Origin of the sequence: Nocardioides secundeburneus, from assembly GCF_039939255.1 — a bacterium.
GTDB lineage: Bacteria > Actinomycetota > Actinomycetes > Propionibacteriales > Nocardioidaceae > Nocardioides.
Map to the genome: position 1 here is coordinate 49,145 of NZ_JBDUUE010000010.1, position 19,996 is coordinate 69,140.

Consider the following 19,996-nt stretch of genomic DNA (forward strand, 5'->3'; position numbering starts at 1 on the left):
ACCGAACCGGCCCTGGGCGTCCTGGCGATGAACGCCGGGCACGCCGCAGGTGACGGCTCAGTGGCAGACCGTGCCGCGGCACGCGCGCGGCGTCGGCGCGAGCAGCCTGCCGTTGCCGCCGGTGGCGTCGAAGTGCTGGCTGTCGCCGGTGCCGTAGGTCCAGCTGAACCCGGCGGCGCGCACGAGCTGCACGACCCGGTGGCTGCCCGAGCGCCAGGCGACCCGGGGGTGCGAGCGCGGCTGCCACCACGAGTTCGGCACGAGCCCGGTGGCCGAGCGGTAGGGGTTCTCCCAGGTGTTGATGTCGAGCGAGCCGCCGTAGGCGTGCGGCGAGCGGACACCGGGGCGGTTGACGACCGAGCGGCAGTTGAAGCCGGAGGTGTTGCCGGCGTCCATCGAGGCGTAGTCGTTCGCCCCCTGCAGGCGTGACGACCAGCCGAACCGGTCGACGCGGTACATCGAGCGGATCGGGAACCGCTCGCGGTACAGCGCGGTGAGCGCGCGGGCCATGTTGTCGACGGCGCCGGTGGCGCCGACGACCTCGCCGCGGTAGCGGTAGCCGTCGTAGCCCCAGTAGTTCACCCGCAGCAGCCGCAGCCCGTCGCGGCCGACGGGGCAGCCCGCGTGCCAGCTGCGTCCGACCATGTCGTCCCACACGCCGTCGGGGATGGTCGTGACGACCGGGTCGGCGCCGGGCGTCGTCGCGCGCGGCTGCGGCGGCAGCGAGATCTTCGGCCGGGGAGCGCCCGCGGGCAGGCGCACCGGCTTGCCGGGCGGGCGGTTGTCGAGGCGGTGGACCGGGCTGGTCGCCCCGCGTACCCAGTCCTGGAGCGGCGTCGTCGCGCGCCACCGGGTGTCGCCGCGCGGCCGGACGCCGTGCGACGCCCGGCCGTTCGCTGCCGTGCGCAGGGTCGTGACCGTGCGCCACCGGCGCTCGCCGGCCCGCTTGCGCTGCAGCCGGACCGGGCCGGACACGGGCCGGCCGTCGCCGGTCGACGAGACGATGACGAGCCGCACCCGGGCACCGTCCTTGACCGCGGACGGGCCGACGACCCGCACCCGGGCGGCGCGGCGCACGAGCCCGGAGGTCACCGTGGCGACGGCCGCAGCGTGGACCTCGTCGCCGGCGTAGGTCGCCCGGTAGGTGTTGTTCGCGCGGACCCGCGAGCGTGACGCGGTGAGCGCGACCCGTCCCCCGGCGTCGGTCGTCGCGGTGCCCTGGGGGCGCCAGGTGCCGGCCACGAGGCGCTCGACGACGACCGGGACGGCGACCAGCGGCGTCCCGTCGGCGGCCCCGAGCCGGAAGGCGATCGTCATCGGGGTGTCGGCGTAGCCGCTCGTCGCACCGGCGGTGATCGTCGTCGGGTCGGCGGCGCTCGCCGGGGAGCCGGGCAGCAGCGCGAACGGGACGGCGAGCAACAGGCCGAGCAGGACCGAGAGGGGGGCGCGGGAGGGCATCAGGCGATGCTCGCGGGTCGACCTGTGGATCCGGGCCACCCGGCGGGGCGACACGCCGGACGACCGCGCGTCCCGTCGTCCGATGTGCCGATGAAGGGCAGGTGAACAGCCGGCGACGACGGTTTGCCGGGCCGGCCGGGCGCCCACCATCCCCGCCATGACCGACGGCCCGACCGACGACCAGCTGACCAGCCAGATCCGGCTCGACCTGGAGGCGCTGTACCGCGCCGGCAAGCAGGACTTCCCCGACAAGGCCGAGGACATGAGCGGCTGGGGCACCACCCTCGGCACGTTGCTCGACGACGCCCAGGCGCAGGCGGCCAAGGCCGCCGACGTGACGTCGCTGGTCTTCAACGACCTGCAGCAGACCCACTACCTGCTCTACGAGGCGGTCCGCGCGTGCGTGCTGACGCTCAACGACTGCGCCGAGGGCTGCCTCGCGGCCGCCGCGCAGTTGCGGCAGGAGGAGGACACCTCGGGCGAGGCCTATGCCGGTCTCTCGGGCGAGCTCCCGTGGCTGACCGACGACGCACCCGCCCCGCAGGCGCCGGAACCGCCGGCCCGACCCGACCCGACGGCCTGACGGCCCGGCAGCGCGAGGAGAACGAGATGCCCATCGGCAGCTTCAAGGACGGCGGCCTCGAGGCCTTCAACAGCAACGCCGACGCCATCGAGCGGGTGCTGGGCGAGCTCATGGGGCTGGAGCTCGCCCGCGACTACGCCGACCGAGACCAGACGATCGGCATGGTCGGCTCCGACGTCGAGTGGAACGTGCCGAGCGAGACCAACCCGTTCCTGATCGTCGTCGCGGTCAACGACCCGTCCCGCTCGTACGAGGAGGCCGTCTCGCACGTGCGCGGGCAGTTCCAGACGTGCTGGGACAACGGCCGCAGCTGGGCCACCGGCATCGCCGACCAGGTCAAGCGCTACGGCAAGCTCTACGGCGACGTCGACGTCAAGGCCCTGGCCGACATCGCCGAGTCGCTGGAGTCCCGCGTCGCCCTGCAGCTCTCCGGCGCGCTCACCGGCAACTGGTCCTACGACGAGAACCGCGGCACCGACCTCGAGACGACGCTCGGCAACTTCTCCGGCCAGTTCGCCGGCAAGCTCAGCGCCTTCTACTCCAACGTCGGCGACCGGGCGAACGTCTGGGCGACCTTCGCCAGCAGCCTGGCCGCCGGCTACGCGGGCACCGCCGTCGTCATCGACCGCTGCCGGCACGACATGACCGAGTGGGCGATCAAGACCCGCCGTCACTGCGAGGCGCAGCTGCAGAACTGGGCCGACGCCGGCGGCTTCGGCATCCTCGTCATGCAGAGAGGCGGCTCGGTCGACGGCGCCGAGACCCTGCTGACCCTCTCCAAGATCGTCAACTTCGGCGCCTCGGTGGCCAGCCTGTTCCCGCCCGCGGCCGCGGTCGCCGGCCCGACCCGCACGGTGAGCGGCGTCGTGACCACGATCCTCGAGCACACCGGCGGCGACGCCGAGCGTCCGGTGACCCTCACCGCCCAGGAGTCGCTCGAGATCTGGGGTTGGGAGGACAGTGGCGGGGGCGCCCAGCACGAGCTGGGCCACGAGATCATCGACGGCTGCACCCAGGCCCTCGACGAGCTGCGTCAGGGCAGCGCCGACGGCGGTCCGACCGGCACCGCCGACGTCACGGCCGAGGTCGAGCGCCGCGTGAGCGACGGCTCCTGGTACGCCCCCAGGCCGCAGGGCATGTCCGACCCCGACCCCTCCGACCTCTGGTACAAGTACTGACGCGGCGCCGGGGCCGCCCTCAGCACCCGGCCAGGAGGACGGCGAGCCGCTCCCCCAGGTCGGGTGCCGCGACGTCGTAGGGCACGAACGCCGACCGGTGCCCGCACGCCCGGTCGATGACCCGCTGGCTCGGCACCTGGACGTCGGGCGAGCGGGGGTCGCCGAGCTCGAGGACGCGGGCGCTCGGCGGGGCGAACGCCGACAGGTGGAGCGCCGACCCGGCCGACCCCGCGAGCAGCGCCGCGCCCGCCGCCAGGCGCAGCTGCTCGCGCAGGGGCAGCTGCTCCGGGGCCACGACCGCGAACCCCGCGTCGGCGAACGCGTCGTCGAGGGCGCGGTCCCGCCCGGCGTCCGTGCGGGTCGGCCGACCCTCGGCCCGCCGCCGGTCGTTGAAGGACGTGCGCGAGAGGAAGACCCGCCCCCCGCTCCCGGGCGCACGGACGGCGTCCGGCTCGGCGGCGTTCGTGGCCATCAGCTCCCACACCGACCGGGCCTGAGGCCAGGCCCAGCCGTTGACCACCAGCCCGCGCCCCGGCACGAGCAGGGTGTCGACCTGGTGCGGGTCATCGTGGACGACGACGAACGGCGACTCACCCCGGCCGGCGAGCCCGAGCAGCTCGCGCTGCCACGGCGAGACCCCCCGGAACCGGTGCCCCCAGTTGTGGAAGACGATGCCGGCCACGTCGCCGGCGCCGAGCGTCGGCCAGAGCGTGGTCAGGGTCTCGAGGAAGAAGTGCCCGAAGTGCTGGGTCCAGTGCCCGCCGTAGAGCCACGTGCCCTCGAGCCGCCGGGCGGTGCGACGGAGCCGGCGGGCCGGCACGCGCTCGGGGTCGGCCGGTGCCACCTGCGCACCGCCGAGCCCGCCGATCTTCTGCGACGACTCGACGAGCCGGCCGTCGCCGTCGTGCACCGCGCCGCGGATCCACTCCGTCGGCTCGGCCACGGTCCGCAGCCGGCCGCGGCGGACCTCGGTGAGCAGGGCGCCGTCCACGGTCACGAGCTCGGGCGGCCCGCCGACGGGCTCGTACGGGAAGGTCGGCACGGCCCAGGCTCCCCGGGCGCCGTCCGTCGTGCCGGACATCACGCGGGCTCGTAGCCCAGGATCTCGAAGTCACGCCGGTAGACGTCGGCGACCCGTGACAGCACGGCCGGGGCGACGTCGGGCGGCGGACCCGCGCTGACGTTGAGCCGGCGGGTGGTCTCGTCGGGCGAGGGCACGCCGATCGCGCGGCAGATCCGCGGCAGGTCGACGTCGAGGGTCTCGACGCGGCCCAGGAGGTCGACCTCGTTGAGGTCGACCAGGCGCGTCTGCAGCGCGATGTGCTGGTCGACCGAGCCGACGTCGCGCAGCGGCTGGTCGGCCACCCACGCCACGAAGCTCGCGAGGTCCTGCATCTGCCGGTGCTCGCGCTCGGAGAAGCCGAAGTAGTTCTGGTTCACGACCTTGTCGCGCCAGGCGGAGACGAGGCGCGTCTGGGGGTGTCGCACGACCGCGAACGAGGTGTAGTCGGCGAACAGCTCGGTCGGGTACCGCACGCGGAGCGCGCCCCAGACCTCGAGCGCGACGCCGCGCTCGTTGAGGTGGTAGAGCACCGTGCGGGTCGCCGCCTTCGCCACCTGGAACCACACGAAGCGGTGCCGGTGGCTGATCGTGAGGTTGTACGGCTGCGGCGACAACCGCCCCGACCGCACCGCGCGAGCGTCGAGGCGCTTGAGCGCCGCCTGGCCCTGCGACACCAGCCGGCTGCGCCGCTCGTCCTGAGTGCGCCACAGGGCAGGGTCGAGGTCGCGCTGCCAGGGGCGGGGCTCGGGCGAGCCTGGCCCGGGAACGTCAGCGGGAACGGCAGGAGGCACGGGGCCAAGGTACTGAGCGGTCGCCCCCCGGACGCCGCTCGGGCCCGCCGTCCGGACCCCGCGAGGGCGGGATCGGGCATGACGGGCCCGTGGTGAGGCGTGGAGCTGCGGGGAATCGAACCCCGGTCCTCGAGCGTCGATCCAGGTCTTCTCCGGGTGCAGTCGGTGATGTCGTTTTCTCGGCCCCGGCGCTCGCACAGACACGTCGCCGACAGGCCCAGCCGGGTTTAAGTCCTGGTCAGCCACCCCGACAGCAGCTGAACAGCAAGTCTCCTAGATGACGCCTGGGTCCGGGACGGAGACGGATGCCCGGTCAGACGGTTCGATCACCGATCAGGCGGCGAGAGCGAACGAACTGCGCTTAGCGTTGGCAGTTATTGGTTTCCAGCGATCGTTTACGAGATGACGCTGGCTCCTCGACCCGCTTCCCCTGGAACTAACGTCCCAAGTCGAAACCGATCAGCCCCTCTTGAGTTGTCGTGCTGGTGACAGCCTACCTGGCGGCGTAAGCCTGCAGCATCCCCGTTCCGGGACCGGCGAGGTCGTCGAGCCGGGCGGTGCGGCGGGTGAGGGCGAGCGCGAGGGTCTCCGCGGTCGCCTCGACCCGCGGGCCGGCCCCGCCGGTCCAGTCGAGGTCGGTGGCGGCGTAGGTCAGGCGCGGCAGCGCCCGGCCGGTGAAGCCCATGCGGGCCGCGGAGCGACCGAGCAGGAAGTCGAGGGACGGCGCCCAGAGCTCGGCGGGCCGGCCGGTGGGCACGCCGAGCGGGACCAGGGCGTCGAGGCGGTGCACCAGGAGGTCGGTGCAGGGCGCGAGCCAGGAGGCACCGGGCGGGGTGAACCGGCTGTCGGCGTGGTCGCGGAGGTCGGCGACGACCTCGGCGATCGGCCGCGCGGAGCGCCGCTCGACCATGACCTGGTTGGCGCGGTCGAAGCTGCCGCGCGCCCGGAGCATCGCGGACGCGAAGCCGGCGATCGAGCCCGTGGGGCCGACCATCGTGTGCACGACGACCTCCTTGACGTTCCAGGCGCCGCACAGCGACGCCGTCGCCCACTGGTCGGGGTCGAGGTCGTCGAGCACGTCGGCGAAGGCGCGGCGCTCGGCCGCGATGGTGGCGAAGGCGGCGTCCGCGGTCGGGTCCGGCATGGCCGCGATGATGCCCGATCCGGATGACGATCGGGTTGCGTCGGGTCGACGTGACGCAGGCCACGCCCCCCGCACGAACCCACCCCTCCGGATCAGTTTCACGATCGGGTTCACGGGTACGGTCCCTGAGCCGCCACGGACACCGGCGGCTTCCACACCCCCTTCGACGGACGGACCACCCACCCATGCGCAAGATGCTGAGCGGCCTCGCAGTCGCCACCGCCCTCTCCCTCGCCCCGTTCTCCGCGGCCACCGCCGTCGCCGCGCCGACCTCTGCCCCGACCTCGGCCGTGGTCGACGTGACCCCCGTGGCCTCGACCACGACCGCGACGGCGAAGGCCAAGCCCGGCCGCCGGATCGCCCTCAAGGACCTCAAGGGCCGCGACGCGCGCATCCGCATGACGGTCAAGCCCGAGTTCGGCCGCAAGTACCTGCAGATCCAGCGGTTCAAGAAGGGCAAGTTCCGCAAGATCGGCGCCGTGCGCACCAACGCCAAGGGCGTCGCCGTCCGCGTCTTCGAGGGCTCGCGTCGCGGCATCCGCTACCGCGTGATCGCCCCCGGCGGCACCAAGTACGCCACCAGCGGCGTCGCCTTCACCATCACCACCCGCTACATCTGACGGGCTCGACGGCGCCCGGGTCCCTACGGGGCCCGGGCGCCGTCGTCTGTCACGGCGACATCGACGCCGAACAGCGCCGCCGCGTTGTGCCAGCACACGTCGCGCAGCCAGTCGTCGCCCAGGCCGAGCGCGGCCAGGGCGTCGAGCTGCTCGACGTAGGCGAACGGCAGGGTCGGGAAGTCGGAGCCGTAGAGCACCCGCGGTCGCAGGTCGGCGAGCAGCGGCACGACGTCGGGGTCGAAGTGCTCGCCGAAGAACGGGCTGACCGCCATCGAGGTGTCGAGGTGCACGCGCTCGTAGGTCGCCGCGAGGCGGGCGAACTCGACGCTCTCGGGTGCGCCCAGGTGCGCGACGACGACCGTGAGCCGCGGGTGCGTCGCGAGCAGCCGGGCCATCGACCCCGGCCCGGTGAACGGCGTGCCGACCGGGCCCGAGCCGGCGTGCACGAGCACCGGCGTGCCGGCGTCCTCGAGCAGGCCCCACACCGGCGCGAGCAGCGGGTCGTCGAGGTGGAAGCCGCCGACCTGCTGGTGCACCTTGAAGATCTCGACGCCGTCGTCGACGAGCGCGCCGACGTAGTGGGGCGCCTCGGGCTCGGGGTAGAACGTGGCCGACCACAGCGCCTCGGGCACCTCCGCGGCGAACGCGCGCGACCAGTCGTTGAGGAACGTCGCGACGCCCGGCTTGTGGGCGTAGGGCAGCGTCGAGAACCGCCGGACGCCGAAGGAGCGCAGCAGCTCGACGCGCTCGTCGACCGGCTGGCGGTAGCGGATCGGCCACTCGCGTCCGATGAGCGGTCCGGCCTCGTCGAAGACCCGCCACACCGCGCGCTCGATCGGCGGCGGCAGGAAGTGCACGTGCACGTCGAGGAGACCCGGGAGTCCGAGCCGCTGCCAGAACGCGCGCGTGCGCTCGACGGGCTCAGTCACGCATGCCCTTCATCCGGCGTCCGACCTCGACCTCGACCTCGCGCTTGGCCGTGCGCTCGGCGATCGAGTGGCGCTTGTCCCACGACTTCTTGCCCTTGCCGACGCCGATCTCGACCTTGGCGCGACCATCGAGGAAGTAGAGCGAGAGCGGGACGACGGTGAGGCCCTTCTCGCTGACCCGGCGCTCGAGCTTGGCGATCTCCTCGCGGTGCAGGAGGAGCTTGCGCTTGCGACGGGCGGCGTGGTTGGTCCAGGTGCCGTTGGAGTACTCGGGGATGTGGACGCCGTGCAGCCACGCCTCGCCGCCGTCGATGTCGACGAACCCGTCGACCAGCGACGCCCGGCCCTGACGCAGCGACTTCACCTCGGTGCCCTGGAGCACCAGCCCCGCCTCGAGGGTGTCGTCGATGGCGTAGTCGTGCCGCGCCTTCTTGTTCTGCGCGATCAGCTTGCGCCCCTGCTCCCTGGCCATCCGTCCATCATCCCAGACAGGGGCAATCGGGTTCGGCGCGGAGATCTCGAGGCTCGGCCGCAGGCGGCCTCGCACCCCGATCACCGTCGGGTCAGAGGTACTTCATGGGGTCGACGGCGACGCCGTTCTCCATCACCGTGAAGTGCAGGTGGCACCCGGTCGACCACCCGGTCGTGCCGGAGTAGCCCAGCACGGTGCCGCGCTCCAGCTGCTGGCCCTCGCTGACGACGTCGCGCTCGAGGTGGTTGTAGATGAGCACGAGGCTCTGGCCGTTGACCTTGCCGATCGACAGGAAGACCCGGTTGCCGTAGACGGAGTCGTAGTAGGTGTCGATCACGGTGCCGCCGGCCGAGGCGCGCAGCGGGGCGCCGCAGCCGGTGCCGAAGTCGGTGCCGTTGTGCAGGCTGTAGTAGCCGTAGATCGGATGGGTGCGGTAGCCGTAGGGCGAGGTCACGGGCCCGCTGGCGGGGTAGCTGAGGTAGCCGTCGGAGCGACCGGTGAAGCCCTTCTGGTTGCGCTGCGAGCGGGCGAGCTCGAGGAGCCGGTCGTTGATCCGGCGCTCGCGCTTCTTCAGCGCCTGCAGGGTCTTGCGGTCGGCGCTGCGGGCGAGCCAGGCCTGCTTGCGGGCCGCACGGGCCTCGACGACCAGCCCGGCGACGGACTTCTCGGCCGCACTGGCCTCGGCGAAGAGCCCCTGCACCTCCTCGAGGTGGTCGGCGGCCTCGGCTCGCTTGACCTCGACGGCCGCGGTGGCCGTCTCGACACGCTCCTGCTCGGTGGCGAGCTGGGCCTCGACCTCCTTGAGGTCGGCGAAGGTGTTGGCCTGCGCGTTCGTGATGACCTGCTCGCCCAGACGGCGGCTGGAGTACTCCTGCAGCGAGCCGCTCTCGAGGAACGAGCCGATCGCGCGCAGCCGGGCGTCGCCCTGGGTGTAGTTGCTGACGAGCGTGCGGCGCGCCTGAGCCCGCTGCGCCTCGACGGCGGCGGTGCCCGCGGCCAGCGCGTCGGTGGCCTGGGTGAGCTCGAGCTCGGCCGCCTCCAGCTCGCCCTGCAGGGTCGCGTCGCGCTCCTGCGCGGCGACGAGGCGGGTGCGGACGTCGGCCAGCGTGCGGCGGGCGGTGGCCAGCTTCGCCTCCGCCTGCTCGACGCGGGTGACGGCCTGGGCGACCGCCTTGCTGGCCTCGTGGAGGTCGGACGTCGCCTCGGAGATCTGACCCTTGACCGCGTCCTTCTGCTTCTCGAGGTCGCTCTCGTCGTCGGCATGGGCCAGGGGCATCACGAGCGCCGCCAGGGCCACGAGGCCAGCACAGGCCGCCGTCGCGCGCTGACGTGCGGCGCTGGGGAAGTAGCGCACAGGTAAGCCGTTCGTTCGGGGAAGTGAACGCCCCGACGGTAGGCGACGCGGGTCAGATTTTGAGGTATTTGCGGGTCAGCAGGAGTGTCGGCAGCACGGTCATGACCGGTCCGAGCACCGCCACGACGAGCGCGGTCTCCCAGAACTGCGGCCAGTCGACGAACAGCAGCGACTGCACGCGCTCGGTCAGCTCGTCGCGGATGCCGAACTTCATCATCGCCGCGAGGGCCCCCGCGGCGAGCAGGACGCCGACGACGGCGTCGAAGATCGCCTCGAGCAGGAACGGCATCGCGATGAAGAACCGCGAGGCGCCGACGAGGCGCATGATCTCGATCTCCTTGCGGCGCGCGAGCGCGGTGAGCCGGATCGTGTTGGCCACCAGCAGCACCGCGGCGACGACCAGCACCAGCGCGCCGCCGAACGCGACCCACTGCATCGCCTCGATGGTGCCGAAGACCGGCCCGACGAGGTCCTCGGCGAGCACGATGTTCTGCACGCCGTCGAGGCTCTGCACCGCGCTGACCACGCCGTCGTACTCATTCGCCTCCTCGAGGGTCACCCGCAGCACCTTCGGCAGGTTGTCCGCTGTGATCAGCGCGTCGTCGCCCTGGGTCTGCTCCCGGGTCACCTCGCCGAGGTCGATGAGGGTCTCGATGCCCTCCTGCTTGCTGATCACCTCGAGGTCGGCGACCTCGGGGTTCTCCTCGATGGCCGTGGTGATCGCCGCCTCCTGCTCGGGCGTCACCTCGCTGGTGCACTGCGGGAAGTCGAGGTCGTCGGGCACGCACAGGTAGACGTTGAGCGTGAGCTCGCTGCCGATCTGGTCGGTGGTGATCTGGGCCTGCTTGAACAGCAGGACGCCGACGCCGGCCAGGCTCAGCGAGACGAAGAGGGTGAGGATGACGGCGACGTGCATCGACAGGTTGCGACGCAGTCCCTGACGCAGGTTCGTGAACAGGTGGCGCATGTAGCGGGGTGCTCCTGGTGTGTGGCCGAGGCGTGGGCGCGCCGTCGGGTCGGCGTCGAGCGGGAAGGCCTCGACGCCGGGGGGAAGGATCAGTGCTGGAAGCCGTAGGCCCCCGCGGCCTCGTCGCGGACGACGCTGCCGTGGTCGAGCTCGACGACCCGCTTGCGGGCGACGTCGACGAGGCCGTGGTCGTGGGTGGCCATCAAGATGGTGGTGCCGTCGGCGTTGATGCGCTCGAGCAGCGTCATGATGCCGGCCGAGCTGGCCGGGTCGAGGTTGCCGGTGGGCTCGTCGGCGATGAGGATCATCGGCTGGTTGACCATCGCGCGGGCGATCGCGACCCGCTGCTGCTCGCCGCCGGAGAGCTCGTCGGGCAGGCGGGCACCCTTGTCGGCGAGCCCGACCAGCTCGAGGGTCTCGGGCACGAGCCGGCGGATGTCACGACCGGAGCGACCCGTCACCTGCAGCGCGAAGGCGACGTTCTCGGCGACGGTCTTGGTGTTGAGCAGCCGGAAGTCCTGGAAGACGGTGCCGATCTGGCGGCGCAGCCGCGGCACCTTCCAGGTGGCGAGGCGGTTGATCTCCTTGCCGGCCACGTAGACGCGGCCGCCGGTGGGACGCATCTCGCGCAGGACCAGCTTGAGCGCGGTGGACTTGCCGGACCCCGAGGCCCCGACGAGGAAGACGAACTCCCCCTTGTCGACGTCGACCGAGACCTGGTTGAGCGCCGGCTTGCCGGGCCCGGGGTAGGACACGGTGGCCTTCTCGAAGCGAATCACCCGCACGACGATACGGGGTAGTGGGGCGCACCCCGGCCTCCCCGGCGTGGCGCCGGGTTCTCCACCGGCCTCTATCGTGGCGGGCGTGTCCCGTCCTGCTCACCGCGCGCTGCTCGCCGTCCTCGTGGTCGGTGTGCTGGCCGTGGCCGGCGCCGCCGTGGCGGTGCTGGGCGGATCCGACGCGGAGGTCGAGCCCACCGGGCCGACCACTCCCCCGACCGTCGCGGCCACGCCGCTGGCCGACCTCGACACCCGCACGACCGCGATCGCCCGGGCCTCGTTCTGCGACGCGCTGCCCCCCGAGGTGGTCGAGCGGGCCCTGGGCGGCCCGGCCACCGAGACCACGTCGTACGACGACGGCGAGCCGGCCCGGGTCACCGGCCGGGTGCGCGACGTGGCCCACGAGTTCGGGTGCGGCTGGTCGAGCGCGACCTCCTCGGCCCGGGCGTGGGTGTTCGCCCCGCCCGTGACCCGTGCGAGCGCCACCGACCTCGTCTCCGGCGCCGCACGCCAGCGCGGCTGCACGCGGGTCGACGGCGCGTCGCCCTACGGGGCGCCGTCGGTGGCGCTGACCTGCACGACCAAGCGCGGCGAGCAGGTCTCGTTCCGCGGGCTGTTCGGCGACGCGTGGCTCACCTGCGAGCTGACCGCCCCGGCGTCGGCGTCGGACGACGTCGTCGCCCGGGCCGACCGCTGGTGCGCCGCAGTGGTCAACGCCGCGAGCACCCCGGCCGGGTAGCCGGGACAGCCGGAGGACTAGCCGGCGTCGACCTTCTCCTGGCCCCGGCGCCAGCGGATGCCGGCCTCGAGGAAGTCGTCGATCTCGCCGTCGAAGACCGGCTGCGGGTTGCCGGTCTCGTAGCCGGTGCGAAGGTCCTTGACGATCTGGTAAGGGTTCAGCACGTAGTTGCGCATCTGATCGCCCCAGCTGGCGGCGACGTCGCCCTTGAGGTCCTTCTTCAGCGCCGCCTCCTCGGCCTTCTTGCGCGCCAGCAGCTTGGCCTTGAGCACGATCATCGCCGCCGCCTTGTTCTGCAGCTGGCTCTTCTCGTTCTGGCAGGACACGACGATGCCGGTGGGGATGTGCGTGAGCCTCACGGCGGAGTCGGTGGTGTTGACCGACTGGCCACCGGGGCCGCCCGAGCGGAAGACGTCGGTGCGGACCTCGTTCTCGTCGATCTCGATCTCGTCGGTCTGCTCCAGCTGCGGCACCACCTCGACGGCGGCGAACGACGTCTGGCGCCGGCCCTGGTTGTCGAAGGGGCTGATGCGGACCAGGCGGTGGGTGCCGACCTCGACCGAGAGCGTGCCGTAGGCGTAGGGGGCGTGGATGGCGAACTCGGCCGACTTGATGCCGGCCTCCTCGGCGTAGGAGACGTCGAAGACCTCGACGGGGTACTTGTTGCGCTCGGCCCAGCGGGTGTACATCCGCATCAGCATCTCGGCGAAGTCGGCGGCGTCGACGCCACCGGCGCCGGAGCGGATGGTCACGATGGCCTCGCGGGCGTCGTACTCCCCCGACAGCAGGGTGCGGACCTCGAGGCTCTCGACCGCCGCGCGGACCTTGCCCAGCTCGCGCTCGGCCTCGGCCAGCGAGTCGGCGTCGCCCTCCTCCTGGCCGAGCTCGACGAGCACGCCGACGTCCTCGATGCGGCCGAGGAGCTCCTCGAAGCGCTCGAGCTGGCCCTGCACGGCCGAGAGGCGGCCGGTGACGCGGGTGGCGTTGGCCTGGTCGTCCCACAGGTCGGGTGCGGCGACCTGCTCGCCGAGCTCGGCGATCTCGGCGCGCATGGCGTCGAGGTCGAGCACCTGGCCGATGGTGCTCATCGTCGCCTGGAGCTGTTTGATCTCGGTGTCGAAGTCTGGTCCTGCCACGACAGTCGACCCTACTCGGCCGGTGCGCGGGTCACATCTTCCGGCCGAAGACCTGCACGGCCCACCACGTGCCGCGGGCCCGGACGGCGGCGATCCCGACGATGCGGTAGTCGCGGTTCAGGATGTTCGCGCGGTGGCCGCTCGAGGCCATCCAGCGCCGCACGACGGCCCGGCCGTTGCCGCCGCCCTGCGCGACGTTCTCGCCCCACGCGCGCAGCCCGCAGCGTCGTCCGATGGCGCCGAAGTCGGGCGAGTGGTGCAGGCGGCCGGAACGCGCCATCCGGTCCGCCTGGCGCTGCGCGGCCTTCTGCAGGCAGGCGTTGGCCCGCAGCGGTCGGATCTGCCGCTTCGTGCGCTCGGCGTTGGTGGCCCGGCGCACCTGGGCGACGTAGGTCGCGGCCGACCGCTCGGACGGCGCGGCGGCGTCGGCGCGCGCCCCTCCGGCGGTGACCAGGCCGGGCACGAGGCCGGCGGCGACCAGCGTGAGGACGACGAGCAAGCGCGCGTGAGGGGACATGCGACCTGTCTAACCCGTCGCGGCGCCGCCGCGCCCACCTGCGGGTGCCTCAGGTCTGTGCAAATGGGTTCCAGGCGGCGAGCGCGACGGCGTCCCGGACGACGAACGGGGCGATCTGCCAGCGCAGCCACGGGCGGTCGATCCACAGGTAGGCGTCGACGTGCTTCGCGGCCAGGGCGTTGACGTCGGCCGGCAGGCCCCAGCGGGGGTTGGCGACGTCGGTGGTCGGCGGGATGCCGAGCGCGACGCAGAGCCTCTGGGTCGCCGTCCGGCACATCTTCGCGGCGCCGATCGGCACGCTGGCCGGGTACACCTTCCGGAAGTCGGCGACCGTGAAGCCGCGGCCGTTGTCGGAGGTGTCGACGACGAAGTGCTTGTCGGCGATGCCGACCTTGGCGAGGGCGTCGACCACGCGGGCGCCGTAGCGCACCGACGACTCGGTGGAGTCCATGTGGGTGACGCTGAGGGCGAAGCCGCGCGCCTTCGCGATGCCCACCGACCGCAGCAGCCTGACCGCGCGGGCGGGGTCGAAACGCAGCCAGTCGGGCGAGCCGATCTCGAGGTAGACGGCGGTGTTCGGCAGCGCGCTCAGCCGGTTGGCCGACCAGCGGACCATCGCGTAGATCGAGCGCGGTCCGCGGGGCGCGCCCTGCATCCACGCGCCGTCGGGCTGCAGGACGACGGCCATCGGCCGGTCGCCGATCGCGGCCGCGACGCCGTTGACGTAGCGCTGGTACGACGCCCACTCGGCCGCGGTCGGCTTGCGGGTGTGCGTGGCGGCGCCCCACGGAGCCGCGCGGTAGAGCGTCATCTGCGACAGCACGGCCCGGTCTCCGCGTGTCGACTCGTCGAGGTACTGGGCGACCTTCCGCTGCGCATCGCCGTCCGGGATCCAGCTGCCGAACCACTTGGCCTTGGGCTGCAGGGTGATCCGGCCGATGGCGTCCTTGGTCGCGCCCCTCGCCTTGAGCCAGGGCTCGTACGCCGGCTCCGACCGGCCGAGGTGCACGCCCCACTCACGCCCGGCGAGCGGGTTCGTCGGGTTGGCCGCCAGCCGCGGCGACGCCGCGCCGTAGGTGAGGATCGCCCGGCGGTTCACGCCGTCGCTGCGCTCGCCGCCGGCGTCGACCGAGCGGACGGCGATGCCGTAGGTGCCGCCGACCTCCAGGCCCTCGACCGTCGCGCGCCGGGTGGCGCCGTCGACCGTGGCGCGCACGGAGCCGTCGACCACGACCTCGTACGACGTCGGGCTGCCCGCCGTCGGCGGTGCCCACGTCACGGTGAACGCCGGTGCACCGCCCGAGCGGACGTCGACGTCGACGTTGCGGGGGTCGCCGACGACGGCCGCGGCCGAGCCGGGGGCCGCGGGCACGAAGGACAGGGTCGCGAGGACGGCGGAGGCCGCGGCGACCAGGACGAGGTGGGGGGACCGAGCGCGCATGGTGCTCCCAGTGGACGGGCTGACCGGCCGCCCGGCAAGGGCGTGGCGCGAGGTCTGACCGAAGGATCGCGCGGACTAGTCCGAGTGGGCCAGGCCCCTACGGCGCGAGGCGGAGCGTCGTCCAGCCGGCGCCGTCGGCGGTGCGCCGGTAGACGAGGCGGTCGTGCATGCGGCTCGGGCGGCCCTGCCAGAACTCCACGGCCTCGGGGCGCACGAGGTAGCCGCCCCACTCGTCGGGGGGCGCGACGTCGTCGACTCCGTCGAAGCGCTGCTCGACCGCGTCGTAGGCCTCGGCCAGCTCGGCGCGCGAGGCGACCTCGTGCGACTGGTGCGAGGCCCACGCGCCGAGCCGCGACCCGCGCGGGCGCTGGGCGAAGTAGGCCTCGACGTCGGCCCGCGGCAGCGGCGTCGCGACGCCGTCGACGCGCACCTGGCGCTCGAGCGGGTGCCACGGGAACAGCAGCGCGCAGCGGGGCTCGACGGCGAGCTCGGCGCCCTTGCGGGAGGCGGTGTTGGTGAAGAACCGGAAGCCGTCGGCCCCGACGCCCTTGAGCAGCACGACCCGGGCCGCCGGCTGGCCGTCGGCGCCGACCGTGGCGACGACCATCGCGTTGGGCTCGTGGAGGCCGGCGGTGCGCGCGTCGTCGTACCACCGCTCGAACATGCTGATCGGGTCGGGCGCCAGGTCGTCCTCCAGGAGCCCGCCGGCGGCGTACTCCTCGCGGGCAGCGGCCAGGTCGTCGTTCAACTCACCCATGGGCCGACCGTAGCCGCGTTGGTGCAGAATGCCCGACGGACCCACTGAGGATCCCCCCGACGCGTGAAGGAGCGGCTCTGCCATGACCGAGGTACACCACGGACTGGAAGGGGTCGTCGCCTTCGAGACCCAGATCGCCGAGCCCGACAAGGAGGGCTCGGCGCTGCGTTACCGCGGTGTCGACATCGAGGACATCGTCGGACGCGTCCCGTTCGAGAACGTGTGGGGCCTGCTCATCGACGGCTCCTACACCCCCGGCCTCGCGCCGGCCGAGCCCTACAACCTCCCGGTGCACACCGGCGACGTGCGCGTCGACGTCCAGGCCGCCGTCGCGATGCTCGCCCCGGCCTTCGGCTTCGGCCAGACCTACGACATCAGCGACGAGCAGGCCCGCGACGACATCGGCCGCCTCGCGGTCATGGTGCTCTCCTACGCCGCGCAGTCCGCCCGTGGCCTGCACCAGCCCGTCGTCCCGCAGAAGGTCGTCGACGAGGGCAGGACCCTCGCCGAGAAGTTCCTCATCCGCTGGAAGGGCGAGGCCGACCCCAAGCACGCGCACGCGATCGACGCCTACTGGTCGTCGGCCGCCGAGCACGGCATGAACGCCTCCACCTTCACCGCCCGCGTCATCACCTCCACCGGCGCCGACGTCGCGGCGGCCTTCTCCGGCGCCATCGGTGCGATGTCCGGCCCGCTGCACGGCGGCGCCCCCGCCCGTGTGCTCACGATGATCGAGGACGTCGAGAAGTCCGGCGACGCCACCGCCTACGTCAAGGGCCTGCTCGACTCCGGCGAGCGCCTCATGGGCTTCGGCCACCGCGTCTACCGCGCCGAGGACCCCCGCGCCCGCGTGCTGCGCCGCACCGCCAAGGAGCTCGACGCCCCGCGCTACGCCGTCGCCGAGGCCCTCGAGCAGGCCGCGCTGAAGGAGCTGCGCGAGCGTCGTCCCGACCGCGTGCTCGAGACCAACGTCGAGTTCTGGGCCGCGATCGTGCTCGACTTCGCCGAGGTGCCGGCCAACATGTTCACCTCGATGTTCACCTGCGCCCGCACCGGCGGCTGGTCGGCCCACATCCTCGAGCAGAAGATGACCGGCCGCCTGATCCGCCCCTCCGCCGTCTACACCGGCCCCGCCGCCCGCGGCGCCGACGAGGTCGACGGCTGGAACGCGGAGTGGGCGGGCTGAGCCGCACCGCCGCCTGACGCACGGGCACTCCCGTGGAGCGGACCGAGGAGTTCGAGGCCGAGCGGCCCCGACTGCAGGCGATCGCCGAGAGGGTGCTCGACGACCACGCCGAGGCCCAGGACGTCGTCCAGCAGGCGTGGCTGCGGCTGCACCGCGCGAGCGCGGCCGGCACGACGATCGACAACCTGGCCGCCTGGCTGACGACCGTCACGACGCGGCTGTGCCTCGACCGGCTGAAGGCCCGCACGCCGGTGCCGGTCGACGAGCCGGACGCCGCTCTCGACGACGCCGGCGGCGACCCGGCCGACGACGTCGCGCTCGCCGACACGGTGGGCCTGGCGCTGCACGTCGTCCTCGACCGGCTCACGCCACGCGAACGGGTGGCGTTCGTGCTGCGCGACAGCTTCGGGTTCGAGTTCGACACCATCGCCACGCTGCTCGACGCGACGCCGGCGGCCGCGCGCAAGCTGGCCTCGCGGGCCCGCGCGAAGGTCGCGCCGCCGCGCCCGGACGACGCGCTGGCCGACTGGGAGGTCGTCGACGCGTTCATGGCCGCGGCCCGGGGCGGCGACCTCGAGCGCCTGCTGCATCTGCTCGCCCCCGACGCCACCGTCGGCGCCGACGCCGCCGCCGTGCTCGTCGGCACCCCGCCGGGCATCGAGGGCCGCGAGGAGATCGCGGCGTTCTTCGACGGCAGCGCCCATGCCGCCCTCCCGGTCTTCGTCGGCCCCGAGGTCGGACGCCGCCCCGGTCACGCCTGGTTCGACCGCGGCACGGCCCGGGTCGTGTTCGACTTCGAGGTCGCCGGCGGTCGGGTGCAGGCGATCACCTTCCGCGCCGACGACGACGTGCTCGCGCAGGTCGTGCGGCGCCGGGGCGGCGTGGTCACACCGACGCCGTCCCGGTCGTCGGAGTAGTGGACCCATCGCCCGTCCAGTGCCCACCACCCGATCGAGGAGACCGACGTGAAGACCATGACCTGCCGGCAGCTCGGTGGCCCGTGCGACCTCGCCCACCGCGGCGAGACCGCCGACGACGTCATCAACGCCCAGGACCAGCACCTGAAGGAGGCCGAGAAGGCCGGTGACGCCAGCCACCAGCCGGCGCGCGACGACATGAAGGGCCGCTGGCGGCACCCGAAGAGGTCGCTCGGCTGGTACCGCGAGATGAAGAAGGCGTTCGCGGACCTGCCCGAGGACTGAGCAGGGTCAGCGCGCGAGGTACCACGACGTCAGGCCCCGCGCGGCCCGGCGCGTGAGCGAGATGTGCACGTGGTCGCGGTGCCGCAGCGTCGGTGAGCAGGTGCGGCGGTTGCGGCACGACGAGCTCAGGTAGGGCCCAGGCCGGAACGCGTCCCACGCCGCGTACATGCGGTCGTTCCAGATCACGTACATGACGCCCATGCGGCGGGCCTTGGCGGCGACGTTGCCGGCGGCGTCCGGAGCGAGCAGCGCGTCGAGGAGTGCCCGTGCCGAGGCGCGTCCGGCCGGCGTCCGGGCGTCGGCGAACCAGTCGATCGCGCGGCCCTCCTGGTGCTCCGAGGAGACGTCGCCGCCGGGCGTGCAGCTGCGCGAGATCGTGGTGCGGCTGCCGTAGCGGCGCTCGAGCCAGCGGGCCAGCACCCGCGTGCCGGGCTTGGCCTTCGGGGCGCAGTGCGCGGCCGGCTGGTAGTCGGCGAGCGGCTCCGGTGGCGCCGCGTGGGCGGGCGCGAGGGGCGACACGACGGCGAGGACGAGGAGGCAGGCCAGGACGGCTGCCCGGCGGGGGGACCGAGGCATGGTGACGACGCTAGGCGGGCCCGGCGGCGGCGTCCGGCGTTCGTGGCAGGAGTGGCCGGTCGGTCAGCCGTCGTGGTCCGACCGGGTGGTGCGGGCGAGGTAGGCCGCACCGCGCGGCGAGAGCTCGTAGCCGACCCGGTGGCTGATGGTCAGGCCGAGGTTCTTGAGCTTGCGGACGTCGATCTTGAACGGCGCCGTCTCGCGACCGACCATCTCGGCCAGGTCGGGCGCACGGCGCTCGGGGTGCGCCTCGACCAGCCGCAGGTAGCGGATCGTCCACCGGCCGTGGCTGCTGGCCCGGTCGAGCCGCTCGAGCCGCCGGTCGAGGCCGGCGACGTCGTCGTCGCTCAGGTTGGCGCTCGCGCGCAGGGCCAGGCGCGGGTCCTCCCCCGCCCACGAGACCGTCACCTTGTACGTCGTGAGGCCGGGCTCGTCGGCGTCGCCCGCGAGACGGCGGCGCAACCGGTCGGCGTCGGCCCACCCGGCCCGCACGGCCTCCTCGTCGGTGATCTCGGCGGCGTCGACGACCTTGACGGACTCCACCCGCACCAGCCCGCTCGACGAGGTGAACACCGCGCCGGGCTTGACGTCCTGGCGCTGCCACCGCCGGAACGCCAACGTCACCGACCCGTCACGCACGCCCTGCGCAGCCTTCATGGGCAACCTCATGAGGTCAGCCTGGCAGGGTGGCGCGCCGGTAGCCCGCGGTCGGGGTGGACGGCGGGCTGGTGGGGCGGTCAGGGATGTCGGCGGGCTCGGGTGCCGGGTGGTGGACGTCGGTCGACGGTCTTCTCGGTGCCGATGGGGCTGGTCCAGGTGTAGAGGCCGGGTTCGACCATTCGGTAGGCCCACTGGCCGTGGGTCTTGGCGCGGTGGTGGCGTCGGCAGAGCAGGGCGAGGTTCCAGGTGGCGGTGATGCCACCGGACTCCCACGCCACGATGTGATCGAGGTCGACCCGGCGTCGGGTGCAGTCGGGGAACACGCAGCACCGGTCGCGGAGCGTGACGCGTTCACGGATCGCATCACTGGGTCGGTAGGCGGGTGTCTCGGCTGGTTCGGCGAGGTCGATGACCGGCTTGACGGTGACCTTGGTGCCGGCGGCT

23 protein-coding genes and 1 other RNA gene are annotated in these 19,996 nt (G+C 73.2%); 7 read left to right on the forward strand and 17 right to left on the reverse strand.

Features of this window, described 5'->3' with window-relative positions; all coding sequences use genetic code 11:
- Window positions 1–57 precede the first annotated feature (57 nt).
- Window positions 58–1,458 carry a M15 family metallopeptidase gene (locus ABFT23_RS22275; protein WP_347899243.1) on the reverse strand — a complete coding sequence of 467 codons (1,401 nt, stop codon included), beginning with the start codon at window positions 1,456–1,458 and terminating at the stop codon, window positions 58–60.
- 157 nt (window positions 1,459–1,615) lie between these two features.
- Here ABFT23_RS22275 and ABFT23_RS22280 point away from each other — a divergent pair, with 157 nt between their 5' ends.
- Together ABFT23_RS22280 and ABFT23_RS22285 are read left to right on the forward strand one after the other, a co-directional pair.
- Entirely contained in the window at window positions 1,616–2,041 is a 426-nt protein-coding gene (locus tag ABFT23_RS22280) for a hypothetical protein (protein ID WP_347899244.1), read from the forward strand.
- 26 nt (window positions 2,042–2,067) lie between these two features.
- A complete protein-coding gene (locus ABFT23_RS22285) occupies window positions 2,068–3,219 on the forward strand; it encodes a hypothetical protein (RefSeq protein WP_347899245.1) in 1,152 nt (383 codons plus the stop codon).
- Window positions 3,220–3,238: 19 nt separating this feature from the next.
- On the opposite strand, the gene ABFT23_RS22290 is transcribed toward ABFT23_RS22285, so the two are convergent.
- The 4 genes from ABFT23_RS22290 to ABFT23_RS22305 all read right to left on the reverse strand — a co-directional run bounded on the left by ABFT23_RS22290 (window position 3,239) and on the right by ABFT23_RS22305 (window position 6,217).
- Window positions 3,239–4,300 (reverse strand): glycosyltransferase 61 family protein, encoded by a 1,062-nt coding sequence (locus ABFT23_RS22290; RefSeq protein WP_347899246.1) that lies wholly within the window; start codon window positions 4,298–4,300, stop codon window positions 3,239–3,241.
- Window positions 4,300–5,073 (reverse strand): sulfotransferase family 2 domain-containing protein, encoded by a 774-nt coding sequence (locus ABFT23_RS22295; RefSeq protein WP_347899247.1) that lies wholly within the window; start codon window positions 5,071–5,073, stop codon window positions 4,300–4,302. The genes ABFT23_RS22290 and ABFT23_RS22295 overlap by 1 nt, the downstream gene beginning before the upstream one ends.
- Window positions 5,074–5,170: 97 nt before the next feature.
- Window positions 5,171–5,540, reverse strand: a transfer-messenger RNA (tmRNA) gene (gene ssrA, locus ABFT23_RS22300).
- Between the two features lie 26 nt (window positions 5,541–5,566).
- On the reverse strand, window positions 5,567–6,217 hold the full coding sequence (locus tag ABFT23_RS22305) for a maleylpyruvate isomerase family mycothiol-dependent enzyme (protein WP_347899248.1): 651 nt from the start codon (window positions 6,215–6,217) through the stop codon (window positions 5,567–5,569).
- A gap of 185 nt (window positions 6,218–6,402) precedes the next feature.
- Here ABFT23_RS22305 and ABFT23_RS22310 point away from each other — a divergent pair, with 185 nt between their 5' ends.
- Window positions 6,403–6,837 carry a hypothetical protein gene (locus ABFT23_RS22310; protein WP_347899249.1) on the forward strand — a complete coding sequence of 145 codons (435 nt, stop codon included), beginning with the start codon at window positions 6,403–6,405 and terminating at the stop codon, window positions 6,835–6,837.
- Window positions 6,838–6,860: 23 nt separating this feature from the next.
- Here ABFT23_RS22310 and ABFT23_RS22315 read toward each other — a convergent pair whose 3' ends face one another.
- The 5 genes from ABFT23_RS22315 to ftsE form a co-directional block, all read right to left on the reverse strand.
- Window positions 6,861–7,766: an amidohydrolase family protein gene (locus tag ABFT23_RS22315; RefSeq protein WP_347899250.1), complete on the reverse strand. Its 906-nt coding sequence runs from the start codon at window positions 7,764–7,766 to the stop codon at window positions 6,861–6,863.
- The gene (gene smpB, locus ABFT23_RS22320) at window positions 7,759–8,238 is read right to left on the reverse strand and encodes an SsrA-binding protein SmpB (protein WP_347899251.1); all 480 of its coding nucleotides are present in this window, start codon (window positions 8,236–8,238) and stop codon (window positions 7,759–7,761) included. Before smpB ends, ABFT23_RS22315 begins: the two co-directional genes overlap by 8 nt.
- 91 nt (window positions 8,239–8,329) lie before the next feature.
- Entirely contained in the window at window positions 8,330–9,592 is a 1,263-nt protein-coding gene (locus ABFT23_RS22325; protein ID WP_347899252.1) for a peptidoglycan DD-metalloendopeptidase family protein, read from the reverse strand.
- Window positions 9,593–9,644: 52 nt separating this feature from the next.
- Window positions 9,645–10,559 (reverse strand): permease-like cell division protein FtsX, encoded by a 915-nt coding sequence (ftsX, locus tag ABFT23_RS22330; RefSeq protein WP_347899253.1) that lies wholly within the window; start codon window positions 10,557–10,559, stop codon window positions 9,645–9,647.
- An 89-nt stretch (window positions 10,560–10,648) separates the two neighbouring features.
- Window positions 10,649–11,338, reverse strand: coding sequence for a cell division ATP-binding protein FtsE (gene ftsE / locus ABFT23_RS22335; protein ID WP_347899254.1), 690 nt, complete (start codon window positions 11,336–11,338; stop codon window positions 10,649–10,651).
- Between the two features lie 85 nt (window positions 11,339–11,423).
- Here ftsE and ABFT23_RS22340 point away from each other — a divergent pair, with 85 nt between their 5' ends.
- Window positions 11,424–12,077, forward strand: a complete 654-nt coding sequence (locus ABFT23_RS22340) for a hypothetical protein (protein ID WP_347899255.1) — start codon at window positions 11,424–11,426, stop codon at window positions 12,075–12,077.
- Window positions 12,078–12,094: 17 nt separating this feature from the next.
- Here the strand turns inward: ABFT23_RS22340 and prfB are convergent, their stop codons facing one another.
- The 4 genes from prfB to pdxH all read right to left on the reverse strand — a co-directional run bounded on the left by prfB (window position 12,095) and on the right by pdxH (window position 15,928).
- Window positions 12,095–13,213, reverse strand: coding sequence for a peptide chain release factor 2 (gene prfB / locus ABFT23_RS22345; RefSeq protein ID WP_347899256.1), 1,119 nt, complete (start codon window positions 13,211–13,213; stop codon window positions 12,095–12,097).
- A gap of 31 nt (window positions 13,214–13,244) precedes the next feature.
- Entirely contained in the window at window positions 13,245–13,730 is a 486-nt protein-coding gene (locus ABFT23_RS22350; protein WP_347899257.1) for a CAP domain-containing protein, read from the reverse strand.
- 49 nt (window positions 13,731–13,779) lie between these two features.
- On the reverse strand, window positions 13,780–15,171 hold the full coding sequence (locus tag ABFT23_RS22355) for a glycoside hydrolase family 6 protein (protein WP_347899258.1): 1,392 nt from the start codon (window positions 15,169–15,171) through the stop codon (window positions 13,780–13,782).
- A 97-nt stretch (window positions 15,172–15,268) separates the two neighbouring features.
- The gene (pdxH, locus tag ABFT23_RS22360) at window positions 15,269–15,928 is read right to left on the reverse strand and encodes a pyridoxamine 5'-phosphate oxidase (protein ID WP_347899259.1); all 660 of its coding nucleotides are present in this window, start codon (window positions 15,926–15,928) and stop codon (window positions 15,269–15,271) included.
- A gap of 82 nt (window positions 15,929–16,010) precedes the next feature.
- On the opposite strand from pdxH, the gene ABFT23_RS22365 reads away from it, so the two are divergent.
- From ABFT23_RS22365 to ABFT23_RS22375, 3 genes are read left to right on the forward strand one after another with little or no spacing between them, the layout of a single operon-like run.
- Window positions 16,011–17,114: a citrate synthase 2 gene (locus ABFT23_RS22365; RefSeq protein WP_347899260.1), complete on the forward strand. Its 1,104-nt coding sequence runs from the start codon at window positions 16,011–16,013 to the stop codon at window positions 17,112–17,114.
- A 32-nt stretch (window positions 17,115–17,146) separates the two neighbouring features.
- The gene (locus ABFT23_RS22370; protein WP_347899261.1) at window positions 17,147–18,031 is read left to right on the forward strand and encodes a sigma-70 family RNA polymerase sigma factor; all 885 of its coding nucleotides are present in this window, start codon (window positions 17,147–17,149) and stop codon (window positions 18,029–18,031) included.
- A gap of 57 nt (window positions 18,032–18,088) precedes the next feature.
- A complete protein-coding gene (locus ABFT23_RS22375) occupies window positions 18,089–18,316 on the forward strand; it encodes a hypothetical protein (protein ID WP_347899265.1) in 228 nt (75 codons plus the stop codon).
- 6 nt (window positions 18,317–18,322) lie between these two features.
- Here the strand turns inward: ABFT23_RS22375 and ABFT23_RS22380 are convergent, their stop codons facing one another.
- The 3 genes from ABFT23_RS22380 to ABFT23_RS22390 form a co-directional block, all read right to left on the reverse strand.
- On the reverse strand, window positions 18,323–18,892 hold the full coding sequence (locus ABFT23_RS22380; protein WP_347899262.1) for a hypothetical protein: 570 nt from the start codon (window positions 18,890–18,892) through the stop codon (window positions 18,323–18,325).
- A 63-nt stretch (window positions 18,893–18,955) separates the two neighbouring features.
- A complete protein-coding gene (locus tag ABFT23_RS22385; protein WP_347899263.1) occupies window positions 18,956–19,561 on the reverse strand; it encodes an ASCH domain-containing protein in 606 nt (201 codons plus the stop codon).
- Window positions 19,562–19,629: 68 nt separating this feature from the next.
- Window positions 19,630–19,996, reverse strand: a 367-nt coding sequence (locus tag ABFT23_RS22390) for an HNH endonuclease signature motif containing protein (protein WP_347899264.1), incomplete at its 5' end; no start/stop codon positions are given.

Excerpts from the sequence above, each read along its gene's own strand:
- ABFT23_RS22290 (WP_347899246.1), bottom strand. The coding sequence starts at position 4,300 with ATGTCCGGCACGACGGACGGCGCCCGGGGAGCCTGGGCCGTGCCGACC.
- pdxH (WP_347899259.1), bottom strand. The coding sequence starts at position 15,928 with ATGGGTGAGTTGAACGACGACCTGGCCGCTGCCCGCGAGGAGTACGCC.
- ABFT23_RS22310 (WP_347899249.1), top strand. The coding sequence starts at position 6,403 with ATGCGCAAGATGCTGAGCGGCCTCGCAGTCGCCACCGCCCTCTCCCTC.
- ftsX (WP_347899253.1), bottom strand. The coding sequence starts at position 10,559 with ATGCGCCACCTGTTCACGAACCTGCGTCAGGGACTGCGTCGCAACCTG.
- ABFT23_RS22350 (WP_347899257.1), bottom strand. The coding sequence starts at position 13,730 with ATGTCCCCTCACGCGCGCTTGCTCGTCGTCCTCACGCTGGTCGCCGCC.
- smpB (WP_347899251.1), bottom strand. The coding sequence starts at position 8,238 with ATGGCCAGGGAGCAGGGGCGCAAGCTGATCGCGCAGAACAAGAAGGCG.
- ABFT23_RS22385 (WP_347899263.1), bottom strand. The coding sequence starts at position 19,561 with ATGAGGTTGCCCATGAAGGCTGCGCAGGGCGTGCGTGACGGGTCGGTG.
- ABFT23_RS22375 (WP_347899265.1), top strand. The coding sequence starts at position 18,089 with ATGACCTGCCGGCAGCTCGGTGGCCCGTGCGACCTCGCCCACCGCGGC.
- ABFT23_RS22275 (WP_347899243.1), bottom strand. The coding sequence starts at position 1,458 with ATGCCCTCCCGCGCCCCCCTCTCGGTCCTGCTCGGCCTGTTGCTCGCC.
- ABFT23_RS22365 (WP_347899260.1), top strand. The coding sequence starts at position 16,011 with ATGACCGAGGTACACCACGGACTGGAAGGGGTCGTCGCCTTCGAGACC.
- ABFT23_RS22285 (WP_347899245.1), top strand. The coding sequence starts at position 2,068 with ATGCCCATCGGCAGCTTCAAGGACGGCGGCCTCGAGGCCTTCAACAGC.
- ABFT23_RS22280 (WP_347899244.1), top strand. The coding sequence starts at position 1,616 with ATGACCGACGGCCCGACCGACGACCAGCTGACCAGCCAGATCCGGCTC.
- ABFT23_RS22355 (WP_347899258.1), bottom strand. The coding sequence starts at position 15,171 with ATGCGCGCTCGGTCCCCCCACCTCGTCCTGGTCGCCGCGGCCTCCGCC.
- ABFT23_RS22380 (WP_347899262.1), bottom strand. The coding sequence starts at position 18,892 with ATGCCTCGGTCCCCCCGCCGGGCAGCCGTCCTGGCCTGCCTCCTCGTC.
- ABFT23_RS22305 (WP_347899248.1), bottom strand. The coding sequence starts at position 6,217 with ATGCCGGACCCGACCGCGGACGCCGCCTTCGCCACCATCGCGGCCGAG.